Genomic DNA, 18,613 nt, shown 5'->3' on the forward strand with positions numbered 1-18,613 from the left:
CCTTGGGCGCGCCTCTACTAACTAGCCCTAGAGCGCGGGCGTTGTGTAATGGTAAGACCCTTGCCTTCCAAGCAAGAGACGCGGGTTCGATTCCCGCCGCCCGCTCCATTCTCTCCCATGCGAATAAGACCTGCGGCTGATCTGTCCACTTGACCCCGGCGTGATCGCCCGCCAAGAACCTTGGGCAAAGGATGAGGAATAGAAGTCTATGGTGCGCAGGGCCGAAAACGGGGCTGATCTGCTGGATCGCGAGAAATCGAAACATGTGGGCGCGTTGGCTGAACTTTGGCCATTCCTGCGCCCCTACCGCAAACTGCTGACGGCGGCGATTCTGGCGTTGGTTATCACCGCCAGTGTGGCCTTGATGCTTCCGCTCGCGGTGCGCCGCGTGGTGGACAATTTCAGTGCCGAGAATGGGGCCATCCTCGATCAGTATTTCGCCGCGGCGGTGCTGATTGCTGCGCTTTTGGCGGTCGGCACCGGGATGCGGTATCTGCTTGTGACCCGGTTGGGCGAACGCGTGGTCGCCGATATCCGCAAGGCAGTGTTCGACCGCGTGATCGGCATGAGCCCGGCCTTCTTCGAGCGGCTGATGACCGGCGAGGTGCTCAGCCGGATCACCACGGATACCACCCTCATTCTCTCGGTTATCGGGTCATCAGTCTCGATTGCTCTACGTAATTTGTTGATCCTGATTGGTGGCATGGGATTGATGATGCTGACCTCGGCAAAGCTTACGGGGCTGGTTCTTTTGATCGTACCTCTGGTGATCGTGCCCATTCTCACCCTAGGGCGGCGGATGCGCGTGCTGAGTCGCGAAAATCAGGACTGGATAGCGCAGAGTTCCGGCAATGCCTCCGAGGCGCTCTTGTCGGTGCAGACTGTGCAGGCCTTTACGCATGAGAGCGAGAGCCGGGCACGCTTTGCCGATGTGACGGAGCGCAGCCATGATGCCGCGCGCCGCCGGGTGAATACCCGCGCGCTGATGACTGTGATCGTGATTTTCCTCGTTTTCACCGGCATTGTCGGTGTGCTCTGGATCGGCGCGCGCGATGTACGCGCGGGCGGCATGACGGCGGGAAGCCTTGTGCAATTCGTCATCTATGCGGTGATGGTTGCGGGGGCAGTTGCGGCACTGTCGGAAATCTGGGGCGAGTTGCAGCGCGCGGCAGGTGCCACCGAGCGTCTGGTCGAACTCTTGCAGGCCGAAGACCCGGTGCGCGATCCTGCGGGCCCTCTGGCCGTGCCGCGCCCGGTGCGAGGCGAAATCGCCTTTGAGGACGTGCAATTCGCCTATCCGTCGCGTCCGGGTATCCCGGCGCTGGATCACGTGACCCTGACCATCCGCCCCGGCGAAACCGTGGCCCTTGTCGGTCCCTCGGGCGCGGGCAAGACCAGCGTCATTCAACTGATCCAGCGGTTCTATGATCCGGATGCGGGGCGCATCACTCTGGATGGGGTGGCACTCTCGGATATGGCGCGGCACGATTTCCGCCGCGATCTGGCGCTTGTGCCGCAGGACCCGGTGATCTTTGCCGCTTCGGCGCGCGACAACATCCGGTTTGGACGTCTCGACGCGACCAAGGCCGAGATCGAGGCGGCGGCGCGCGCAGCCAACGCGCATGATTTCATCGCCCGTCTGCCTGATGGTTACGATACCTATGTCGGAGAGCGAGGTGTGATGCTGTCAGGTGGACAGAAACAGCGGATCGCAATTGCCCGCGCCATTTTGCGCGATGCGCCGGTTTTGCTGTTGGACGAGGCGACATCAGCGCTTGACGCCGAGAGTGAACGCGCAGTCCAGTCGGCGGTTGAGTCGATGGCCCGCACCCGAACAACGATCATCGTAGCGCACCGCCTAGCGACAGTTAAAAAGGCGGATCGTATCGTGGTGATGGATCAGGGCCGGATCGTGGCGCAGGGCACGCATGACAGCCTTGTGGCCGAGAATGGCCTCTATGCGCGGCTTGCGCGTTTGCAATTCACCGATGGAGAGGCGGCCTGAGCGGCGCGAAGCGCCTTCGTAATTCGTAAGTTGTGGTGGACCGCCTCGCAAACGCGTCCCGTTCAGGACCAATTCACCGATTACACCGGGCGGGAATGTGAGGCGGCCCCGCAGATCAGCCCTCAGAAGGACATGATCCGCGTCTCATCCGCCAGAAGGCGCGCGGCCACGGCAGGCGGTTTTGCGGCGCTGATCCCCTCGACCAAAGCTGTCGTATCTACGCCCTTGTTGGGCAGGTAGATGGCGCAGACCTCAACCGTGGCCCCAGCCTCGATGATCTTCTGCATCAGGCCTTGCGGGCTCATGCCCATGGGGGCCTGTGGCGCGGTGGCACTGGCCGGTGCCTCTTTGAGAGCCAAGTCTCCAGCGGGTCCGCAGAGCAACACATAAGAACTCGCCCCGGCCTTTATCGTCTGCATGGTTAGGACCATGCCCATCAGTTGGGTTTGCGGCTCTGCACTGGTCAGGATCGTAACCATCTTTTTGGAGTCTTCGGCGGTGGCGGGGTTTGTGAGGGTGGCCAGACCGAGCGCCGCTGCGGTGATGATTTCGCGCATGATGTCCTCTTTTCTAGCAAAGATGAATTCTGAATCCGTGTTTTCAGGGTCACCCTAGGCTGTGTGCAGGCCTATCGACCTTGATCTGGATCAATCACATTCGGAAAGAAGAATTTGAGGCAGCTTCAGAGAAAGCTGACAGACCCTCTGGGTTCGAAATTGCGCCAAATTCTGCGTCTTCACTGGGCTCGCTTTCGTGTCGAGATACCAAAACTGAGGGATTTCCCCCATTTTGTCAGCGCGACTGGCGGCATAATTGTGTAACCTCATGCCTGAAACGGAGAGTACTAGATGTCGACACCACAGTCCTCGGACATGCGCCCCACGCCCGATCCCGCCGAAGATAATGCCTTTTTCCCCTCGCCCTATTCCCTGAGCCAGTTTACCGCGCCGGTTTCCGATCTGTCGGGGGCGGACTATCCTCGTCCCTATTCCGGAGGGCGCTGGAAGATTTTGGTGATCTGTGCAGATGAACGCTATTTGCGGATGGAGAATGGCACGATGTTTTCGACCGGAAATCATCCAGTCGAGACCCTCCTTCCGCTCTATCATCTTGATAAGGCTGGGTTTGGCTTCGATTTCGCGACGATTTCTGGTTATCCAGCCAAGTTTGAACTCTGGGCCATGCCGAGGCAGGACCCTGAGGTAATGGGCCTGTTCGCAAAATATGCCGAAGCCTTGAAAGCACCTATGAAACTGCGGGATGTCGTCGCAGAAGTGCTTGAGGGAGGGTCAGACTACATCGGGGTGTTTATCCCCGGTGGGCATGGTGCATTGATTGGTCTGCCCGAGAGTGCGGAGGTCAAGACCTTGCTTGAATGGGTTGCAGCCGAGGACAAGTTTCTGATCTCGCTGTGTCACGGCCCTGCTGCCTTTTTGGCCGTGGGCAAGGACAGCACGATCTACAAAGGCCGCAAGATCGTGGCCTTTCCGGATGCAATGGACGCGCAAACCCCCGAGATTGGCTATATGCCCGGGCATCTGACGTGGAAATTCGGAGAGGAATTGCAGGCCATCGGCTTTGAGATTCTCAACGAGGGTATTTCCGGTCAGGTCCACAAGGATGGTAAAATCCTGACCGGTGACAGCCCTTTGGCTGGTAATGGCTTGGGCAAACTGGCGGCGACGGAACTGTTGGCTGAGGTGCACAAAAAGTGAGCCATGAGCCCGCGGATTCGGTTCTTTCAGTTCTTTTGCGGCTAGAGGAGGCCACAACGCTTGAAGGGGTCTCGCAGGTTATCTGCGAGACCTGTGAACCGCTTGGGTATGACCGGGTGCTGCTGTTTTCGGCAGCTGCGCAGCGGGAGCAGATCGTGAGCAGGGTGTATTGGGTCAAAGGTGATTGGTTCGGTGATGGCAGCACAGTTGATGCCGAAACCTATCTCCAGAGATGCCCCATCACCCTCAATGTACTTAAGTTCAGCGCGCCGTTTTTCTGGACCAAGGCGCCGAATGCCGAATATCGGGTTGTGCGCACCCCGAGCCTGTCGGGCACCAATGGGTTTCAGGTGCCGATTTACGGGCCGATTGGCTTGGAGGGTGCGGTGAGCTTTGGAGGCAGCCGCATCGACGCCTCTCGGCGGGTGCAACTTTTTTTGACCTTGTTGGCGGAGCAGGCCTTTCGGGTCAGCCGCGCTTTGATCGAAGGTGAGAGCCCCGAAACGGGCCCTCTGTCGACGCGCGAACGCGAGGTTCTGGCTTGGGTTGCGGCCGGGCGCCGAGGGGCCGAGATTGCCGGCACTCTGGGAATTTCTCAGAGGACGGTTGAAAATCACCTGCGTAACGCGCGCAATCGTTTGGCTGTCAAGACCACGGCACAGGCGGTGCAGGCGGCCATTCGGCTTGGTCAATTGGACGGGTTACCAGACTGAGCGACAGTTCACCTGTTCCCAAGCTTGGCGTGCTTTGATCAGGTGTCCCCATCGCCCAACCGTGCCAGAATCGCTGTAGTATCGAGCGTGCCGATTGCCCCGGCCACCCGTCCTCGTGGCTCGCTGAGCCGCGTGGCGATATAAGCCTCGGCGACAACACCGGGTGCCTGCCGCATCAGCACCGAGGCTGTCAGAAGCGTGGCGAGGCTTTCGGCATACCACCGCGCCTGCGCCTCTTCGGGCAATTTGGGAAAGCTCTGCATATGCGCCTTGAGGGCAGCGTCAAAGCGCCGGTCCTGCCCCGCGACGCTGGCCAGTTCCGTGCTCAACGCCTCGCCGGCCAAGGGCTCTTTGCGCAGAGTCCGCAGGATGTCGAGGCAGATGACATTGCCCGATCCTTCCCAGATCGAATTGAGCGGGGCTTCGCGATACAAGAGGGGCAGGGGGGTGTCTTCGACATAGCCCATGCCGCCCATGATCTCCATCGCCTCATAAACCACGCCGGGACAAAGCTTGTTGCCGAGGAATTTCGCAAGCGCTACGCCAAGCCGGGCAAACGCGCGCTCAGCGGCGCTGCGCCCGTCAAATGCTCGCGCCACATGTAGCCCAAGCGCTAGTGTGCCCTCCCAATCGAGTATGAGATCTGCCAGAACGGCGCGCATCAAGGGCTGGTCAATCAGTTGCTTTTGAAAGACGGACCGATTGCGCGTCCAATAGTGTGCGTGATCCAGTGCCGCGCGCATCAACCCTGCCGGGGCCATGGCCGTATCCAGTCGCGTGTGATGCACCATTTCGAGAATGGTGCGCAGCCCTGCGCCCTCGTCGCCCAAACGATAGGCAATTGCCCCGTTATACTCGATCTCCGCGGACGCATTGGCGCGGTTCCCAAGTTTATCCTTAAGGCGCTGAATCTGAATACCATTGCGCGCGTCGTCTAACCAACGGGGCACCAGAAAACAGGTCAACCCTTCAGGCGCTTGCGCCAGAGTCAGAAACCCATCCGACATCGGTGCGGAACAGAACCATTTATGCCCGATGAGGCGATAGGTATCACCCTCGGGCGTGGCGGTGGTGGTATTGGCGCGAATGTCCGATCCCCCCTGCTTTTCGGTCATTGCCATGCCGAGTGTGGCACCTGGCTTGCGCACGAGTGGCTTGGGAGCCGGGTCATAGGCACGGGCCGTGAGCTTGGGCACCCAGTCGGCAAAGAGCGCCTTGTCCGCCCGGAGTGCGGGCACAGCGGCATAGGTCATGGTCATTGGACAGCACACACCCGGCTCCACCTGAGAGGTGAGATAGACCAAAGCGGCATGGCTGGCATGACCGCCCTTTGCCCCCTCCCACGGAAGAGCCGCGTAGCCTGCGCTGATACCAACGCGCATGAGGTCGTGATAAGCGGGGTGAAAGAGCACCTCGTCCAATCTACGCCCGCCTGTATCAAAAAGCACGAGTTCCGGCGGGTGTCGATTGGCCGAGCGCCCTGCTGCGCGGAGGGCTTCTGTGCCGAACTTTGCGCCATAGGCCGCAAGCACTTCGGGATCTGCCCCTGCTGCCGTTGCATGGCTCTGCAAGCCCGGATCATTCGCCCAGAGATCGAGATCGCCCCGTGGCGCGGGCTGGTTGGTCACCTCATGGGTGCCGGGCATGTCCTTTGGCGGGCTGCCGTGCATCGGGCTCTCCTTTGGCGGGTATGCTAGAGCGTAGAGTTGTCTGGTGAAAGGGGATTCACAAAGCGTCCCGCCTGTGGCATGGTGCCGGAAACGCCCGATACGAGGCGGTATGAAGAGGCAGACCAGAGCATGACACCCCGCAGCCGCCCTTGGGGCCTTTTGATCTTTTTCCTAATTGCTTTTTTTCTGGGGGCGTACTTTACATTTGCGGCTGTGCAAGGGGACTACGGGCTGTTCCGCCGCGCGGAAATCGACGCGCAAAGTGTAGAGTTGCAGGCCCAGCTTGAGGCACTCAACGCTCGTGTGGCGCGGATGGAGAACCTGACCCGGCGGTTGTCGGATGGCTATCTTGACCTTGATCTATTGGATCAGCAGGCGCGCGACGTGCTTGGGTTGCTGCGCAGCGACGAGATCGTGATCCGCTGATCTGCGTCACGCCTCGGCCTTTTTCTCCCAACGACCGCCCGCTTCGGACCAGTATTGCGCGGCGCAGCCTGCGCCGGTCAGCGCTTTCCACTGACCGCGCGCCACCTGAACCGCTGCATCGTCATTGCCGTCAAAGAGGATGCAGACCCTTTCCATCGCCTGTACCTCTTCGGCACGCACCTCTGCCCCGTCGATTGCCATGAGGCAGGCCGCCCCGTTCGGACAAGCGCTTTCAGTTGTCAGCAAAACTGGCTGATCGGCATCTTGCAGCCCGCCAGCAATGCCATGCGGCAGAAACCCATCCTCTGGCCCCAGCCAGAGCCGCTCATCCAGCCAGGCAAGCCGCGCTGCATCCCGTCCCCGCACCACCACCCGCCAGCCCGCGCCCAAGGATTTCTCCAAGAGCATGGGCAGCGTTGCCTCAAGCGGTTGGCGCGTCAGATGATAGAAATAGGCGGCCCCCATCAACTCTCCTCGAGCATGTCCGCCACCAGTCGGTTGAGCGCCAGAACGCCCCAGCCGGTTGCGCCTTTGGGTGCATAGGTCGTGTCAGCCTTGACACTGGCCACGCCCGCGATGTCGAGATGAACCCATGGCATTCCCTCTTGTACGAAACGGTGAAGAAACTCGGCTGCCGTGATCGTGCCTGCGGGGCGTCCGGCGGAATTCTTTATATCGGCGATCTGGCCTTTGATCATATCGGCATAGCCCTGCCCAAGTGGCAAGCGCCACGCACCTTCGCCCTCGGTCTTGGCCGCACGCAGGAAGGCGTTGCAGAGCCCCTCGTCATTGCTCAGAACGGCGGCGTTCTCATGGCCCAAGGCCACGATGCAGGCTCCGGTAAGGGTTGCCAGATCAACCATGCCGCGCGGTTTGTAGGTTTCCTGCGCATACCAGAGCACATCTGCCAGCACGAGCCGCCCCTCGGCGTCGGTGTTGATTACCTCGATGGTGTCACCCTTCATCGAGGTCACAACATCGCCTGGACGGGTCGCACGATCCGACGGCATGTTTTCCACGATGCCTACGAGGCCCACGACGTTTGCCTTGGCCTTGCGCAGAGCCAGCGTACGCATGACACCAGCGACCACGCCGGCGCCGCCCATGTCCATCGTCATCTCTTCCATGCCCGCTGCCGGTTTCAGGCTGATACCGCCGGTGTCGAATACCACGCCCTTGCCGATCAGGGCCAGAGGAGCCTCGCCTTTTGGCCCGCCCAGCCATTCCATGATCGCCAGTTTTGACGGGCTGACGCTGCCGTGGCCGACTGACAAGAGCGCACCCATCCCCAGCTTCTCCATGTCCTTTTCTTCAAGAATGGTGATCTTGAGACCCAGATCCTTCATCGCGGAGATGCGATTGGCGAATTCGGTGGTGGTCAAGTGATTGGCAGGCTCATTGACGAGATCGCGGGTGAAGAACACACCCTCGGCGAGGGCCATAGTGGGCGCAGCCTCGGCTTTGATTTCATCCGGTCTGCCGGTCATCAGCGTGACGGCGCCCGGTTCTTTGGGGCCGGTCTCGGATTTGGGCGGGGTCTTGTGCGGGGTAAAATCATAGGCACGCAGGAGCACGCCCAGCAGGACATCGACCGGACGCCGCAACGCAGACCCCAGGATGAGAAGCGGCTTGTCCCCCTTGAGGCGCCCGAGATTGACGCCCGCACGGCGACTCTCGGCAGGGCTGGCACTGCGGGGCAGAATGACCACATCGACCGCCTCAGCCAGCATGCCCGTCGGCCAGTTGATTGTGATCACGTCGCCGGCCTTCTTGTCATTGAGTGCCGCCGCTTCGACCAGCCGCGCGAGGGTGCCGCGCGTCATGCGGTTGATCTTGCGCGCGCCTGCATCCAGCTTGCCTTCAGGGGGAATGATCACGGCGATACGACCGGGCGTTGTGGCGAGCGCCTCCAGGTCAGTTTCGGCAAAGACAACGGGCAGGGGTTGGGTCATCGGGGACTCTCCTTGGTTCGGCTAGCCCAAGACCTAGCGCGGCTCGTCGCCAATGACCAGTTAGCAGTTTTCCCCCGCAATCAATTCCGCTAGGTTGCCCGGCAAGACTGCTGCCACGGGGGATAAGTGTGACCAGATTCGACAGATACATGCTGTCGCAATTCATGGTTTTGTTCGGTTTCTTTGCGCTCGTTCTGGTTTCGATCTTCTGGATCAACAAGGCGGTGCGCATGTTCGACCGGCTGATCGGGGATGGCCAGCCCGCTTGGGTGTTTGTGGAATTCACGGCATTGACACTGCCGGGGGTGATCGGCGTCGTGCTGCCGATCGCGGCCTTTGCTTCCGCCGTTTACGTGGTCAACCGCCTGTCCAGCGAAAGCGAGCTGACAGTGATGCAGGCCACCGGCTATTCACCGTTGCGCTTGGCCCGCCCGGTTTTTGTGTTTGGCGTGATCGTCGCTTTGATGATGTCGCTCCTGGCGCATTTCCTCATTCCGACCAGTCTGAGCCAGTTGCGCTTGCGGCTGGACGAGGTGTCGCGCAACATCACGGCTAAATTGCTGAGCGAGGGCGAATTTCTGCATCCTGCCCCCGGCGTGACCTTTTATATCCGCGAGATCACGCTGTCAGGTGAATTGCGTGACGTGTTCCTTTCTGATCGGCGCGACCCAGAGGCACCTGTGACCTATACCTCGTCCCGCGCCTATCTGGTGCAAGAGGGGAGCGGTACGAGGCTGGTCATGGTGTCCGGTCTGGCCCAGAATATCCGCGCTGAGCAAAACCGGCTCTTCACGACCTATTTTGATGATTTTTCCTATGACATCAGCAGCCTTGTTCAGCGAGATGTGGTCAACCTCGATGAGGTGGCGTTTGCCAGCACGCTCGAGATGCTGCGAGACCCGGAGAGAGTTGCTGAGCGTACGGGCGTCAGTGTCGGGGCCGTGATGGCCCAGATGCATGGCCGCGTCACCGCGGCCCTTCTTTGTGTCATCGCAGCGCTGGTGGGATTCTGCACCCTGCTTGTGGGGGCGCATAGCCGGTTTGGCGTCTGGCGTCAGGTACTTCTGGCCTTTGGTCTTTTGGTGGGGCTCAAGATTGTTGAGAGTCTCGTCCTAGCGCCGGTTATGGTCAGTGGGGCGCTCTGGCCGCTGCTATATCTTCCCGCGTTGATCGGGTTGGCGCTTTCGGGGCTATTGCTGACGCTGGCCAGCTATCCGGGCCTATGGCGGCGGCTGCGTCACAGGCGTCCTGCGGCGGAGGCGTCGACATGATACTCGAGCGTTATTTTGGCCGACGGTTCTTCATGAGCTTCATGGCGGTGACGATCACGATGATCGTGATAATGGGGCTGATTGACCTGATGGATGAGTTGGGCGATTTCCCTGAACTGGCCTTTGGGCAGGTGTTGGGCATCGTGCTGCTGAAACTGCCCGAAGCCTATTACGAGATCATTCCGCTCGTGATGATTCTTGCCTCGGTTGCACTTTTCCTGCGGTTGGCGCGCTCGTCCGAGATGGTGGTGTTGCGAGCCTCTGGGCGGTCTGCGCTGCGCGGGCTGTTGGCCCCTGCGGCGGTGGCGCTTGCTATTGGCCTTTTAGGGCTGGCAGTGGGCAATCCGCTGGTGGCGGCCACCGCGAAACGACATCACGATCTGGTCAACAGCTACTCTGGTCGAACCTATTCTGATCTTGCCATTGCGTCGGAGGGGCTCTGGTTGCGGCAGGGGGGGACGGCAGGCCAGACGGTCATCTATGCTGCCCGGTCCAGCTCTGATCTGAGCACCCTGTATGGCCCCAGCTTTTACGACTTTGCCCCGGACGGCCAGCCCCTGCGACGTATCAGCGCCAATACGGCGCGGCTTGAGGCGGGGGCCTGGCTGCTGGAAGATGCCAAGATTTGGGACCTCGCCGAGAACATCAACCCCGAGGCAACGGCACGCCAAGAGGCGCAATTGAGCGTGCCCTCGGACCTGACCCAAGATCGCATTCTCGACAGTTTCGGCAGCCCGGAATACATCCCGATCTGGGAGTTGCCGAAGTTCATAGATCAACTGGAGGAGGCTGGATTTTCTGCGCGTCGCTATGCCATTTGGTTCCAGAGCGAATTGGCGCAGCCGGTCTTTCTGGTGGCGCTTGTTCTGATTTCGGCGGCACTGACCATGGGGCACACGCGCGGGGCCAATGTCGGGCTCTCGGTGCTGACGGCGGTTCTTTTGGGATTCGGCCTGCATTACGTGCGCAATTTCGCGCATATCTTGGGCGAGAACGGCCAGCTTCCGATCCTTCTGGCGGCCTGGGCACCGCCTGTGGCATCGCTCTTCATCGGTCTCGGTATCCTGCTTCATCTGGAGGACGGATGACCCGGTCTTTGCGCCTTCTCCTTGCTTTTCTGCTCTGTCTTGCACCCCCGCTTGCGGCGCAGGAACCGCCCTCTGATCCGGCGGTTCTGGTCGCGGATGATGTGCGTCTGACGGCGGACAACCGCCTGATTGCGACCGGCAATGTCGAAGCACTCTATCAGGGGCGCCGCCTCACGGCGCGCGAAATTGCCTATGACCACGACACCGGCCAGTTGGTGATCACCGGGCCGCTGACCCTGACGGATGTCGAGGGGGCGTTGGTCGTGGCTGACAGCGCCGAGCTTGACCGCGATCTGACCAATGGCATTCTGCGCGGGGCGCGGATCGTCATGCAGGATCAATTGCAACTGGCGGCGGTCGAGATGCGCCGCACCGATGCGCGATTCAACCAGCTTTACAAGACTGCCGTCACCTCTTGCCGCGTCTGTGACAACGGCCGTCCGCCACTCTGGCAAATCCGGGCACAGCGGGTGATCCATGACGAACAGGAACGTCAGCTCTATTTTGACAACGCGCAATTTCGCATTCTGAACACAACCGTTCTCTATCTGCCGCGTCTGCGCCTGCCTGATCCAACCGTTGATCGGTCACGCGGGTTTCTGACACCTTCGCTGGTGAATTCGTCGCTTTTGGGCACCGGCATCCGCGTGCCTTACTTCATCCCGATTGGCGACAGCCGCGACCTGACGCTGGCACCGTTCCTTGCGACCAATTCCAAGCGGCTTGAGTTCCGTTATCGGCAGGCGTTTCGCAAGGGCGAGATCGAATTCAACGGTGCAGTGGCTGAAGATGATTTCAGCCCCGATCCAACCCGCGGCTATCTGTTCGGTGCGGGGCGGTTCGAATTGCCGCAGGATTTTACCCTGCGGTTCAATGTCGAACTGGCGAGCGACGATACGTTCTTGCTGGATCACGGGTTCTCCGACAAGGACCGCTTGATCAATGAGGTGTCGATCGAACGTGCGCGCCGCGACGAATATATCCGCGGTGCGATCACGCATTTCCAGTCGCGTCGTGTGGGCGAGAGCAACGCGACCTTGCCCACGTTTGCGGGCAATGCCGAGTATGAACGGCGGTTCTTTCCGGCGCGCCTCGGGGGCGAGTTGCGGTTTGGCGCGGCGCTGCACAGCCATTACCGCAGCTCTGATTCGACGCTGGCCACGCTTGATCGCTATGCCGATGGGCGCGATGTGACGCGGCTCACCAGCCGCGTGGACTGGTATCGCGGCTGGACCCTGCCGGCTGGCGTGCTGGCCAACCTTCAGACCGGGTTGATCGTCGATCATTTCGAGATTTCGCAAGCCGGTGTCACCGCCGCATCGCAGGCGACCGAACTGACCCCCACGCTCGCGCTGGAACTACGATGGCCGCTGCTCAAATCGACCCGCCATGCCGTGACCCATGTGATCGAGCCCGTGGCGCAATTGTCGTGGAGCGGCGGATCGAATCCCGATGTTCCGCTTGATGAGGCGACACTAATCGAGTTTGACGAGGGCAATCTTTTCAATCCCTCGCGCTTCAATGCCCCCGACCGCCGCGAACGTGGGTACAGTGCCGCCTATGGGGTGAGCTATACCCGGTTTGATCCGGCGGGTTGGCAAGGGAGCCTTGCGTTGGGCCAAGTCTGGCGCGACGAGCGCTTGCTGGAGAGCGACGGTCTGACGCCCAGCTTTGCCAAGTCTTCGGGCTTGCGCGCCCGAGCCTCGGACCTCCTGATTGCCGGGCAGTTCCGCAATGCCACCGGCCTGACCGTCACAGCGCGGGGGCTGTTCGATGCCATGTTCGACACGACCAAGGCCGAGGCTCGCGCCAGTTGGCGCAATGATGACACAAACATTGCGGCCACTTATGTCTGGCTGTCGGCTGATCCCGCCGAAAACCGGCCCGCGAAAGTGTCCGAGTGGGCGATTGACGGCAGTTATCGTTTCGCGCAGCACTGGACCGGCCATGCCGAATGGCGATTTGATGCGGCGGCTGAGCGCAGCGTCCGCGCCGGCGCAGGGCTGACATATTCAAATGAATGCGTGGACGTCACGCTTTCGGTCTCGCGCCGGTTTACCTCTTCGACTATCCTTGAACCGGAAACCAACATCGGCTTTACGGTAGGGTTTAAGGGGTTCTCCTCCGCGACCCGTGACCCAAGCTTTACCCGGACTTGCAGGAACTGACCAGAATGACACCCATCCTCCGCCGCCTGACTGCCGCTCTGACCCTTGCCGTTGTCGGCGTAACGGGGTGGTCCCTGAGCGGGGGTATGGTGCAGGCGCAAAATCTGTTCTCGCCGCAAATCCATGTCAACGATCAGGCAATCACCGGCTATGAGTTGCAGCAGCGTGCGCGCCTCTTGACCCTCTTCCGCGCGCCCGGTGATCCGCAGCGGCTGGCGCGGGAGCAATTGATAGAGGAACGCATCAAGCTTGATGCGGCCCGCACCTCGGGTCTTGTGCTCGAAGACGATATGGTGCGCGCCGGGATGGAAGAATTCGCCGGACGCGCCAATATGACCGCGGATCAGCTTATTGCCGCACTGGGGCAGTCGGGGGTATCGCAAGAGTCGTTCCGCGAATTCGTGCGCGCAGGGATCACATGGCGCGAGTTGACGCGCGCGCGCTTTGCCGCCCGTGTCTCTGTGAGCGAGGATGATCTGGAACGCGCGACGCGCGCTCTGACAGGTGGTGCTGCGGTGCGTGTGCTCTTGTCGGAAATCATCCTGCCCGTCACAAGTCTTGAGGACGCAGAGACCAAGCAAGCCTTGGCTGCCTCCATTGCCGAATCCGCCAGCGAAGGCGCATTCGCTGAGGCCGCACGCCGCTATTCCGCCGCGCCTTCTGCTGGACGGGGTGGGCGGATGAACTGGGTTGCGCTGTCGGAATTGCCCGCCGGGCTACGACCCATCGTGTTGGGGCTGGCCCCTGGCGAGGTGTCCGATCCGCTGCCGCTCGATGGAGCCTTGGCGCTCTTTTACATGCGCGACATCGAGGAGACGACGGTGCCGACGCCCGAGTATTCCGCCATTGAATACGCGGCCTATTACATACCCGGTGGGCGCAGCGAAGCGGCTTTGCAGCGCGCGGCGCAGGTTGGGGCCGCGGTCGATACTTGCGATGATCTCTACGGTGTGGCCTATGGTCAGCCGCCCGAGGTGCTCGAGCGTGGGTCCAAGGCCCCCGAGGAAATTCCGCAGGATATCGCCATGGCGCTCGCCTCGCTTGATCCCGGTGAAAGCTCGACCAGCGTGACTCGCGCCAATGGTCAAACGCTGGTGTTCCTGATGCTCTGTGGTCGCTCGCCCAAGGTGGATGGCGAGGCACCGTCGGTCGAGGATCTCTCGAACTTCATCCGCAACCAGCGGATCGAATCCTTTGCCAATGGTTATCTCGAACAATTGCGCGCCGAGGCGCGGATCGTCGAGAAGTGAGCACGCCAATCGCGCTCAGCTGCGGAGAGCCCGCGGGCATCGGACCCGAAATCGTGGCCGCCGCCTGGGATAGTCTGCGCGGCGCCCTGCCATTTTTCTTGATTGGTGACCCTGCTCATTTGCCCTCTGGCACGCCCATTGCGCGTATTACCGATCCCGCCGAAGTCTCGGAGGTTTGCGCCCATTCCTTGCCGGTGTTGGAGCATGGGTTTGAGGGGCCTCTGACGCTTGGCACACCGAACCCAACCCATGCGCGCGGTGTAATAGACGTGATCGCGCGCGGTGTCGATCTTGTGCAATCCGGCGCGGCACTGGCGCTCTGCACAGCCCCGATCCATAAGCAGGCGCTTCAGGATGGGGCGGGCTTCGGCTTTCCGGGGCACACCGAATATCTCGCGCATCTGGCAGGGGTGGACCGCGTGGTGATGATGCTGGCCTCGGATCAATTGCGCGTGGTGCCAACTACAATCCACATACCGCTTCTCAATGTGCCGCAGGCGCTGACGCCCGATCTGCTGGAAGAGACCATTCGCATCACCCATGCCGCCTTGATCCGCGATTTTGGCCTCAGCGCGCCGCGTTTGGCCATTGCGGGCCTTAACCCCCATGCCGGGGAGGGGGGCAAGATGGGGCGTGAAGAGATCGAGGTGATTGCGCCTGTTTTGGCCCGTCTGCGCACCGAGGGTCTGGACCTGCGAGGTCCGATGTCGGCGGATACGATGTTTCATGCTGCTGCCCGCGCCAATTATGACACCGCGATCTGCATGTATCACGATCAGGCGCTTATCCCGATCAAGACGCTGGATTTCGACCGGGGCGTCAATGTCACGCTCGGCCTGCCCTTTATCCGCACCTCGCCGGATCATGGCACGGCCTTGGATATCGCAGGGCAGGGGCGGGCCAATCCCACTTCTTTGATCGAGGCGCTGAAACTGGCGCAGATCATGGGTGAGGCACGCCGCAGATGAGTGCGCTCGACAACCTTCCGCCGCTGGCCAAGGTCATTGCGGCACATGGTCTTTCTGCCCGTAAATCCTTGGGTCAAAATTTCCTGCTCGATCTGAACCTTACCTCAAAAATCGCCCGGCAGGCCGGGGATCTGACCGCATGCGACGTGCTTGAAATCGGCCCCGGTCCCGGTGGATTGACCCGCGGGCTCTTAATGGAGGGCGCGCGTCATGTGCTCGCCATTGAGAAAGACGCGCGCTGTCTGCCTGCGCTGCAAGAGATTGCCGAGGCGGCACCGGGCCGCCTCATGGTGCACAATGCCGATGCGCTTGATCTGGACCCTCTGGCACATCTGACGCCGCCAATTCGCGTGGTGTCGAACCTGCCCTACAATGTCGGCACTGAATTGCTGGTTCGCTGGCTTACGCCGCCCGATTGGCCCCCCTTCTGGCAGTCGCTCACCCTCATGTTTCAGCGCGAAGTGGCCGAACGGATCGTGGCGCAACCGGGGGGCAAGGCCTATGGCCGTCTGGCCCTCTTGTCGCAATGGCGTGCGGTGCCGCGGATCGTGATGCACCTGCCGCCGGGCGCCTTTACCCCCCCGCCCAAGGTCTCGAGTGCGGTGGTGCATCTGACAGCATTATCCGAGCCGCGTTTCCCCGCTGACCCCAAGATATTGGAGCGCGTCGTCGCCCGCGCCTTCAACCAACGCCGCAAGATGCTGCGCGCGGCGCTCAAAGGGGCGGCACCGGATATAGAGGATCGGCTGTTGGCGGCGGGCATACAGCCCACGGACCGCGCCGAAACCGTAAGTCTCGAGCAGTTTTGCGCGCTCGCACGGGTCATGCCGGGTGGGGCAGAGGCTTGAGAACCCGAGGCTCTTGATCGCATACGCGCCAATTTCCCCCACGTAAAATTCCCTCTCGCAACCGAGGCGCGATTGGTGTATGAAATAGTTTAATGCTAAACTATATTTGCCAACAAGGAGTCGCCGCCTCATGGTTGCCCGGAAAAGCACAAAGAAACCAAACGTTTCAGCCGAAGATCTCAAGCAATACTATCGCGATATGCTGCTGATCCGGCGATTCGAGGAAAAGGCTGGTCAACTCTATGGCATGGGCCTGATCGGCGGCTTCTGCCACCTCTACATCGGTCAAGAGGCCGTCGTTGTCGGTCTCGAGGCGGCTGCCGAAGAAGGCGACCGCCGCATCACCACCTACCGCGACCACGGGCACATGCTGGCCTGCGGTATGGACCCCAATGGCGTCATGGCTGAACTTACCGGGCGCGAGGGCGGCTATAGCCGGGGCAAGGGCGGCTCGATGCACATGTTCTCGACCGAAAAGCGGTTTTACGGCGGACATGGCATCGTGGGGGCCAACGTGCCCTTGGGCGCAGGTCTGGCATTTGCGGACAAATACCTTGGCAATGATCGCGTGACCTTCACCTATTTCGGCGACGGCGCGGCCAATCAGGGGCAAGTCTATGAGACGTTCAACATGGCCGCCCTCTGGCAGTTGCCGGTGATCTTCGTGATCGAGAACAACCAATACGCCATGGGCACGTCGCAGAAACGCTCGACCTCCAGCCCGGATATCTACACGCGCGGGCAGGCCTTTGGCATTCCAGGCGAGGCGGTCGATGGCATGGACGTGCTGGCCGTGAAAGAGGCGGGCGACAAGGCCGTCGCGCACTGCCGCTCGGGTGCTGGCCCCTACATTCTCGAGATCAAGACATATCGCTATCGCGGCCATTCCATGTCCGACCCCGCCAAATACCGCACCCGCGAAGAGGTGCAGAAGATGCGCGAGGAAAAGGATGCCATCGAACACGTGCGCGAGTTGCTGGTGTCGGGCGGTCACGCTACCGAAGAGGACCTCAAGGCGATCGACAAAGAGATCAAGGATGTGGTGAACGCCAGTGCCGAGTTCGCCAAGGAAAGCCCTGAGCCCGCGCTCGAGGAGCTTTGGACCGATATTATTGCCGATGCGGCACCGCAGAACGCCTGAGGAGGAGAGACGACAATGGCAACCGAAATCCTGATGCCCGCCCTCTCGCCGACGATGGAAGAGGGCACGCTGGCCAAATGGCTGGTCAAGGAAGGCGACACCGTCAAGGCCGGTGACATCCTCGCCGAAATCGAAACAGACAAGGCCACGATGGAATTCGAGGCGGTCGATGAAGGCGTTATGGGCAAGATCCTGATCGCCGACGGCACCGAGGGGGTCAAGGTCAATACCCCCATCGCGGTAATGCTAGAGGACGGCGAGAGTGCCGATGACGTGGCAAGCGCGCCTGCCACCAAGACGGCAGAGGCAGCCCCCGCCGCCGCGCCCACGCCCGCTCCTGCAACCGCCAAAGCCCCCGAAGCACCGAAGGCCAACACCAGCCCGGACTGGCCCGAAGGCACAGAGATGCAGAGCATGACGGTGCGCGAAGCGCTCAATTCCGCCATGGCCGAGGAAATGCGCCGCGACGATACGGTCTTTGTCATGGGCGAGGAGGTGGCCGAATACCAAGGCGCCTACAAGATCACCCAGAACCTGCTCGAGGAATTCGGTGCCAAGCGGGTGATCGACACGCCAATCACCGAGCATGGCTTTGCCGGGATTGGGGTGGGGGCCTCTTGGGGGGGCTTGCGGCCTATCGTCGAATTCATGACCTGGAACTTTGCCATGCAGGCGATTGACCAGATCATCAACTCCGCCGCCAAGACCCTCTATATGTCGGGCGGCCAGATGGGCAGCCCCATCGTGTTCCGCGGCCCGAACGGCGCTGCCGCGCGCGTGGGCGCGCAGCACAGCCAAGATTACGCAGCATGGTACGCCCAGGTGCCCGGCCTGCGCGTGGTTCAGCCCTATTCCGCGGCGGATGCGAAGGGTCTGTTGAAAACCGCCATTCGTGATCCCAACCCGGTGGTATTCCTTGAAAACGAAATCCTCTACGGCCGCTCTTTCGAAGTGCCCAAGATGGACGATTTCACCATTCCTTTCGGCAAGGCCAAGATCTGGCGCGAGGGCACGGATGTGACAATCGTCAGCTTTGGCATCGGCATGACCTACGCGCTTGAGGCCGCCGACAAGCTGGCCGAGGATGGGATCAGCGCCGAGGTGATCGACCTGCGCACCCTGCGCCCGATGGATACGGATACGGTGATTGCGAGCGTGATGAAGACCAACCGCTGCGTGACGGTGGAAGAGGGCTGGCCGGTGGCCTCGATTGGCAACCATATCTCGTCGGTTCTTATGCAAAAGGCGTTCGACTATCTCGATGCGCCGGTCATCAATTGCACGGGCAAGGATGTGCCGATGCCCTATGCCGCCAATCTGGAAAAGCTGGCCCTGACGTCCACCCAAGAGGTGATCGACGCCGTGCGCCAAGTGACCTATCGCTGAGGGAGAGACGAC

16 protein-coding genes and 1 tRNA gene are annotated in these 18,613 nt (G+C 61.1%); 13 read left to right on the top strand and 4 right to left on the bottom strand.

The genetic code is table 11. The features are described 5' to 3' along the window. The first annotated feature begins 34 nt into the window (after nt 1–34). Together ROSMUC_RS00465 and ROSMUC_RS00470 are read left to right on the top strand one after the other, a co-directional pair. Nucleotides 35–108: transfer RNA gene (locus ROSMUC_RS00465), tRNA-Gly, on the top strand. Nucleotides 109–208: 100 nt separating this feature from the next. Beyond that, the gene (locus ROSMUC_RS00470; RefSeq protein ID WP_037268341.1) at nt 209–2,005 is read left to right on the top strand and encodes an ABC transporter transmembrane domain-containing protein; all 1,797 of its coding nucleotides are present in this window, start codon (nt 209–211) and stop codon (nt 2,003–2,005) included. Nucleotides 2,006–2,127: 122 nt separating this feature from the next. Here the strand turns inward: ROSMUC_RS00470 and ROSMUC_RS00475 are convergent, their stop codons facing one another. Beyond that, on the bottom strand, nt 2,128–2,562 hold the full coding sequence (locus tag ROSMUC_RS00475) for a DsrE family protein (protein WP_037268345.1): 435 nt from the start codon (nt 2,560–2,562) through the stop codon (nt 2,128–2,130). 291 nt (nt 2,563–2,853) lie between these two features. Here ROSMUC_RS00475 and hchA point away from each other — a divergent pair, with 291 nt between their 5' ends. Together hchA and ROSMUC_RS00485 are read left to right on the top strand one after the other, a co-directional pair. Further along, entirely contained in the window at nt 2,854–3,720 is an 867-nt protein-coding gene (hchA, locus tag ROSMUC_RS00480) for a glyoxalase III HchA (protein ID WP_037268348.1), read from the top strand. Further along, on the top strand, nt 3,717–4,433 hold the full coding sequence (locus ROSMUC_RS00485) for a PA1136 family autoinducer-binding transcriptional regulator (protein ID WP_037268351.1): 717 nt from the start codon (nt 3,717–3,719) through the stop codon (nt 4,431–4,433). The genes hchA and ROSMUC_RS00485 overlap by 4 nt, the downstream gene beginning before the upstream one ends. A gap of 38 nt (nt 4,434–4,471) precedes the next feature. Here ROSMUC_RS00485 and ROSMUC_RS00490 read toward each other — a convergent pair whose 3' ends face one another. Further along, nucleotides 4,472–6,103: an acyl-CoA dehydrogenase family protein gene (locus ROSMUC_RS00490; RefSeq protein WP_037268357.1), complete on the bottom strand. Its 1,632-nt coding sequence runs from the start codon at nt 6,101–6,103 to the stop codon at nt 4,472–4,474. Between the two features lie 129 nt (nt 6,104–6,232). Between ROSMUC_RS00490 and ROSMUC_RS00495 the strand changes: the two genes are divergently transcribed. Continuing rightward, nucleotides 6,233–6,529, top strand: coding sequence for an FtsB family cell division protein (locus ROSMUC_RS00495; protein WP_037269723.1), 297 nt, complete (start codon nt 6,233–6,235; stop codon nt 6,527–6,529). A 6-nt stretch (nt 6,530–6,535) separates the two neighbouring features. Here ROSMUC_RS00495 and ROSMUC_RS00500 read toward each other — a convergent pair whose 3' ends face one another. Together ROSMUC_RS00500 and ROSMUC_RS00505 are read right to left on the bottom strand one after the other, a co-directional pair. Then, nucleotides 6,536–6,994, bottom strand: coding sequence for a DNA polymerase III subunit chi (locus ROSMUC_RS00500; RefSeq protein WP_037268369.1), 459 nt, complete (start codon nt 6,992–6,994; stop codon nt 6,536–6,538). Continuing rightward, the gene (locus tag ROSMUC_RS00505; RefSeq protein WP_037268372.1) at nt 6,994–8,481 is read right to left on the bottom strand and encodes a leucyl aminopeptidase; all 1,488 of its coding nucleotides are present in this window, start codon (nt 8,479–8,481) and stop codon (nt 6,994–6,996) included. Before ROSMUC_RS00505 ends, ROSMUC_RS00500 begins: the two co-directional genes overlap by 1 nt. 149 nt (nt 8,482–8,630) lie before the next feature. Between ROSMUC_RS00505 and lptF the strand changes: the two genes are divergently transcribed. From lptF to ROSMUC_RS00545, 8 genes are all read left to right on the top strand, one after another. Further along, a complete protein-coding gene (gene lptF, locus ROSMUC_RS00510; protein ID WP_037268376.1) occupies nt 8,631–9,752 on the top strand; it encodes an LPS export ABC transporter permease LptF in 1,122 nt (373 codons plus the stop codon). Continuing rightward, on the top strand, nt 9,749–10,840 hold the full coding sequence (lptG, locus tag ROSMUC_RS00515) for an LPS export ABC transporter permease LptG (RefSeq protein WP_037269725.1): 1,092 nt from the start codon (nt 9,749–9,751) through the stop codon (nt 10,838–10,840). The genes lptF and lptG overlap by 4 nt, the downstream gene beginning before the upstream one ends. Then, on the top strand, nt 10,837–13,008 hold the full coding sequence (locus tag ROSMUC_RS00520; RefSeq protein ID WP_037268378.1) for an LPS-assembly protein LptD: 2,172 nt from the start codon (nt 10,837–10,839) through the stop codon (nt 13,006–13,008). Before lptG ends, ROSMUC_RS00520 begins: the two co-directional genes overlap by 4 nt. A 5-nt stretch (nt 13,009–13,013) precedes the next feature. Next, a complete protein-coding gene (locus ROSMUC_RS00525; protein WP_037268381.1) occupies nt 13,014–14,258 on the top strand; it encodes a peptidylprolyl isomerase in 1,245 nt (414 codons plus the stop codon). Beyond that, nucleotides 14,255–15,226 carry a 4-hydroxythreonine-4-phosphate dehydrogenase PdxA gene (gene pdxA, locus ROSMUC_RS00530; protein ID WP_037268384.1) on the top strand — a complete coding sequence of 324 codons (972 nt, stop codon included), beginning with the start codon at nt 14,255–14,257 and terminating at the stop codon, nt 15,224–15,226. The genes ROSMUC_RS00525 and pdxA overlap by 4 nt, the downstream gene beginning before the upstream one ends. Then, nucleotides 15,223–16,074, top strand: a complete 852-nt coding sequence (gene rsmA / locus ROSMUC_RS00535; RefSeq protein ID WP_037268386.1) for a 16S rRNA (adenine(1518)-N(6)/adenine(1519)-N(6))-dimethyltransferase RsmA — start codon at nt 15,223–15,225, stop codon at nt 16,072–16,074. The genes pdxA and rsmA overlap by 4 nt, the downstream gene beginning before the upstream one ends. Before the next feature lie 130 nt (nt 16,075–16,204). Continuing rightward, complete coding sequence (pdhA, locus tag ROSMUC_RS00540) at nt 16,205–17,215, top strand: pyruvate dehydrogenase (acetyl-transferring) E1 component subunit alpha (protein WP_037268395.1); 1,011 nt, start codon at nt 16,205–16,207, stop codon at nt 17,213–17,215. A 15-nt stretch (nt 17,216–17,230) separates the two neighbouring features. Continuing rightward, nucleotides 17,231–18,601, top strand: coding sequence for a pyruvate dehydrogenase complex E1 component subunit beta (locus ROSMUC_RS00545; RefSeq protein ID WP_037268397.1), 1,371 nt, complete (start codon nt 17,231–17,233; stop codon nt 18,599–18,601). Nucleotides 18,602–18,613 lie beyond the last annotated feature (12 nt).

It is taken from the genome of Roseovarius mucosus DSM 17069 (assembly GCF_000768555.3).
GTDB classification, from domain to species: Bacteria; Pseudomonadota; Alphaproteobacteria; order Rhodobacterales; family Rhodobacteraceae; genus Roseovarius; species Roseovarius mucosus.

What these genes read in the sequence shown, in the direction of transcription:
- ROSMUC_RS00490 (WP_037268357.1), bottom strand. Translation starts at nt 6,103, where the DNA reads ATGCACGGCAGCCCGCCAAAGGACATGCCCGGCACCCATGAGGTGACC.
- rsmA (WP_037268386.1), top strand. Translation starts at nt 15,223, where the DNA reads ATGAGTGCGCTCGACAACCTTCCGCCGCTGGCCAAGGTCATTGCGGCA.
- ROSMUC_RS00525 (WP_037268381.1), top strand. Translation starts at nt 13,014, where the DNA reads ATGACACCCATCCTCCGCCGCCTGACTGCCGCTCTGACCCTTGCCGTT.
- ROSMUC_RS00475 (WP_037268345.1), bottom strand. Translation starts at nt 2,562, where the DNA reads ATGCGCGAAATCATCACCGCAGCGGCGCTCGGTCTGGCCACCCTCACA.
- ROSMUC_RS00495 (WP_037269723.1), top strand. Translation starts at nt 6,233, where the DNA reads ATGACACCCCGCAGCCGCCCTTGGGGCCTTTTGATCTTTTTCCTAATT.
- ROSMUC_RS00545 (WP_037268397.1), top strand. Translation starts at nt 17,231, where the DNA reads ATGGCAACCGAAATCCTGATGCCCGCCCTCTCGCCGACGATGGAAGAG.
- ROSMUC_RS00470 (WP_037268341.1), top strand. Translation starts at nt 209, where the DNA reads ATGGTGCGCAGGGCCGAAAACGGGGCTGATCTGCTGGATCGCGAGAAA.
- ROSMUC_RS00500 (WP_037268369.1), bottom strand. Translation starts at nt 6,994, where the DNA reads ATGGGGGCCGCCTATTTCTATCATCTGACGCGCCAACCGCTTGAGGCA.
- lptG (WP_037269725.1), top strand. Translation starts at nt 9,749, where the DNA reads ATGATACTCGAGCGTTATTTTGGCCGACGGTTCTTCATGAGCTTCATG.
- pdhA (WP_037268395.1), top strand. Translation starts at nt 16,205, where the DNA reads ATGGTTGCCCGGAAAAGCACAAAGAAACCAAACGTTTCAGCCGAAGAT.
- ROSMUC_RS00505 (WP_037268372.1), bottom strand. Translation starts at nt 8,481, where the DNA reads ATGACCCAACCCCTGCCCGTTGTCTTTGCCGAAACTGACCTGGAGGCG.
- ROSMUC_RS00520 (WP_037268378.1), top strand. Translation starts at nt 10,837, where the DNA reads ATGACCCGGTCTTTGCGCCTTCTCCTTGCTTTTCTGCTCTGTCTTGCA.
- hchA (WP_037268348.1), top strand. Translation starts at nt 2,854, where the DNA reads ATGTCGACACCACAGTCCTCGGACATGCGCCCCACGCCCGATCCCGCC.
- lptF (WP_037268376.1), top strand. Translation starts at nt 8,631, where the DNA reads ATGCTGTCGCAATTCATGGTTTTGTTCGGTTTCTTTGCGCTCGTTCTG.